Raw genomic sequence first — 2,619 nt, 5'->3', positions numbered from 1 at the left:
TGCAACAAAATAGGGCCGCGCTCACCCGCAGTCAGGGAATTCTGGTTATCCGGGATCGGTGCACCAGCACTTGTCGTCATAATCGGACGGTCTGCCATGTTAATCCTCAATTTTTTAATAACTTATATAAAATTTATAGTATAATAATAGGGGTATCTATTATAATAGACGTTCATTAATTAAATATCGATTGTGTCAATATCTGGAACATGAGTTTTTTTTAAATTATTTACTTTATATCATCTCGTAGAGTATGCGGTGGTTTGTGATGCAAGATACTTATGAAAATAAATAGATAGAGGATTTTTAATGATTTAAGTGGCTTGACCGGTCCCGCATGACAGATGTCCGAGGTACGATAATTGGCTTTTTGTATCAGGTTAAAGGGTTGTTTGGGGCGATTTGAATAAGTGCCTAGACAGCTTAGGTCGACAATGAATGCGATTAGAGCGCTGATCTGACTGGATCAGATCGGCGCTCTAATTATTTGTTTTAACGCGCATCTTGCCCGAAAATCGGTTCCAACTTTTTGGGATATACTTTAGAAAGGTTTTTTGACGATGAGTTCGACATTTAAATCCTCCGGTACCCCCAGTCGATAGGCTCTGTCCAGCGCGGGATCATTCATTGCGAGTTCAAGGCTCAGTGCTGCAAGCGACGCTGCCGTTTGGGGGCCTTCGCGAATGATTGAATCAGGCGATGAATGATCTATAATTGTGCCGAAGATTGATAGGGTGCCGTCACGATTGTCAAAAATTTCAATCGTTCTTGATTGTTGTGGGTAATCGATATGTGCTGCGGTGTTAACCTCCCAAAATCCGTGCTGGTTATTTCGGGGGTCGTAATGACTCCAGATACGGTTGCAGTGCGTATGACCGTTCACCCAGAGCACAACATTTGGAAAGCGGGACAGCAGTGCAATGAACTCGGCTCCACCGATACGGGTGTTGTCAGGCTGGCCAGCTGGCGCACGCTTGAGATTATCAATTGTAATCGAATTATGATGAGAGAAGATAACGATGATCGCGTCTTTATTTGCTGAATTAACGATTGATCCGTCAGTCGCATAATATTTTGACGAATTTTCCGTCAATTGGCGTTCCAGCCATTCGGCCTGAGGCGTATCAAGTGAGCCGTCAGGGCCGCCATTCGGATTGGTAGAATCAAGCATTATGCCGATGACGCCATCCGCCATATTGAATGCATAGTAGGCTGTCTGCTGGGCTAGATTGTCAGTTGAAAACCCGTGGCCGACGGGGCCGTAAGCGCCTGCCGCATCGAGATGTTTCTGTATAAATTCTTCCTTTGAAAAAGGGCGGCGATTGATCGACGCTACCGTCTCCATTGTCGGCAGAGTAGACATCAGTTCCTGTATTTGCGCGTTTGTGCCCTGAGTGACTGCGCCAATAAACATTTCAGGCGGCATCGTTTTGGGTAAGGCCGTTATCACCCGGTTCGAGACACTCTGTGCAGATATTAAATCTGTGATATTTCCCGCGCCAAAAACGCCATAGTCAAGCTGGTCATGATTTCCAAAGCCCGAATACCACGGCATTTTGAAACCTTCTGCTTTTACGGGTTGGCTTATGGCCGCTAAAAACCCTTCGACTTCTGGGTAACCAAATGCCCGTTTCCATAAATCGGCTTTATATCCATTGGATGTGGGTTCGGGGTGCCAGTAAACATCGTAAGTTTCTTCGGAAAGGCCATGATTGCTCTGGACGCCGACATATTCCGTTCCGCTGGCGGACATGACGGCCCATTCGCCATTCAGCAGTGACAAGACGGTTTCAAGTTCGTGCATGGCGCGCGTATCGGCACTGTCACCGGTCGATATGGCAAAATCAAACTTTCTCCCGGAAACAGGCCCTTTAGAAAGAGCGTTCAAACGCCTGATCATCGCATCGAGCACATGCACTGTGAGCGTTTCTTGAGGACGCCACGCATTTACCAGCGGCGCACCGTCAATGTTACCATTCGGGCCCGCATACTGTCGCATGAATGCGGTATGCCCCGGCGAAGAGGCATCAATAATATGCAAGTCTGTTATCTGGACAAAGGAAACAAGTGCTTTTCTGCTTTTCTCTCTGCCGTCAAATGCTTCTGACAGGTCTTGTCGCACGATAATAGGCCAGCCGTTATCGACAGCCGTTTTGCGATATGGTTTCCCTTTTTTTAGGTAGTCGCCTGGAACAACAGATTCCTCCAGAGTGGTAACAGCTTCAGCGTAAAAGCGGCTCTGCGCCATGGCATTGTGGGAGGCGCAGCCACACACGGCAAAGGGTGCAGCACAACTCGCTTTTATAAAATTCCGACGCGAAAGAGCAAAATTAGTAAAAGAATATGATTTGATGCTCATAAAAATCTCTCTAGATCATGAAAACTGTCACGATGTTGACCATTTTTTGAATGATTAGGTCTATTTTTTGTTGTATTTTAATTTCAATAACAATCTGTGTATAAAAAATATTTTTTACTTGTTATTATTTAAGTATTATATAATATACATATACGCGTTGTTCTAAGTGCCCGACTCAAAATTCAAGCTTTGCGATACGGCGTGTCATTCGCCTGATGGATGCTATGAACATCCATGCCTCTGCTGAGGCGATAGAGGCT

General features: G+C 45.5%; 1 protein-coding gene. It reads right to left on the bottom strand.

The window, feature by feature from the left end; genetic code table 11:
* Positions 1 to 541: 541 nt before the first annotated feature.
* Positions 542 to 2,359: a TIGR03767 family metallophosphoesterase gene (locus VBH83_RS19205; protein WP_396999078.1), complete on the bottom strand. Its 1,818-nt coding sequence runs from the start codon at positions 2,357 to 2,359 to the stop codon at positions 542 to 544.
* Between the last annotated feature and the right edge of the window lie 260 nt (positions 2,360 to 2,619).

This window comes from Ochrobactrum sp. S1502_03 (assembly GCF_044435015.1).
Classification (GTDB): Bacteria; Pseudomonadota; Alphaproteobacteria; order Rhizobiales; family Rhizobiaceae; genus Brucella; species Brucella chromiisoli.
This window is presented reverse-complemented; position numbering and strand designations above follow the sequence as displayed.